The organism is Pseudomonas sp. No.21, assembly GCF_054558415.1.
Map to the genome: position 1 here is coordinate 1 of NZ_BAAJNO010000041.1, position 984 is coordinate 984.

A 984-nucleotide genomic window follows, 5' to 3' on the forward strand; every position below is an offset into this window, starting at 1 on the left:
TTATTGCAGGTGCTTCTTCAGTTCGGCGCCGGCCTGGCGCATGGCCGAGCGCACCGCCGGGACCTGGTTGACCACGTTGAGCAGGCCGTAGTCGTGGATCATGCCGTTGTAGCGCACGGCGGTGACCTCGACGCCGGCGGCGTCCAGCTTGCGGGCATAGGCTTCGCCTTCGTCACGCAGCACGTCGAACTCGGCGGTCTGGATCAGGGTCGGCGGCAGGCCCTTGAGCTGCTCGGTGGTGGCGCGCAGGGGCGAGGCGTGGATCTCGGCGCGCTGCTTCGGGTCGGTGGTGTAGCTGTCCCAGAACCACTGCATCATCGGCTTGGTGAGGAAGTGCCCCTGGGCGAACTGGTTGTACGAGGCGGTTTCGAAGTTGGCGTCGGTCACCGGCCACAGCAGCACCTGGGCGCGCAGCTTCGGGGCGCCCTGTTCCTTGGCCATCAGCGCGACCACCGCCGCCATGTTGCCGCCGACGCTGTTGCCGGCCACGGCCAGGCGCGAGGCGTCGACGCCGATGTCCTTGCCGTGCTCGGCCACCCATTTCGTGGCGGCGTAGGCCTGGTTGATGGCGGTGGGGTACTTGGCTTCCGGCGAGGGGGTGTAGTTCACGTAGACGGCCACCGCGCCGGAGTTCACCACCAGGTCATGGATCAGGCGTTCGTGGGTCGGGTAGTCGCCCAGCACCCAGCCGCCGCCGTGGAAGAACATGAACACCGGCAGGTCGCCCTTGGCGCCTTCGGGGCGGACGAGGGTCAGCTCCAGGGGCTGGCCGTTGACCTGGATGCTCTTCTTCTCGACTCGGGTGCCGGAGAGGTCGACCTTCACGCCGGCCTGGGCGCCCACCAGCACGGCACGGGCATCCTTCGGCGCGAGGGTTTCCAGGGGCTTGCCGTTGCCGGCTTCGAGGGCTTCGAGGAAGGCCTGGGTGGTGTGTTCGACGCCGGGGCTGCCGGCGGCGAAGGCGCTGCCGATGGACAGGGCGAG

General features: G+C 68.7%; 1 protein-coding gene. It reads right to left on the minus strand.

Translation table 11 applies throughout. The features are described 5' to 3' along the window. Window positions 1–984: alpha/beta hydrolase (locus tag ACYJSS_RS30665; RefSeq protein WP_236206676.1), on the minus strand; the 984-nt coding region annotated here is incomplete at its 5' end.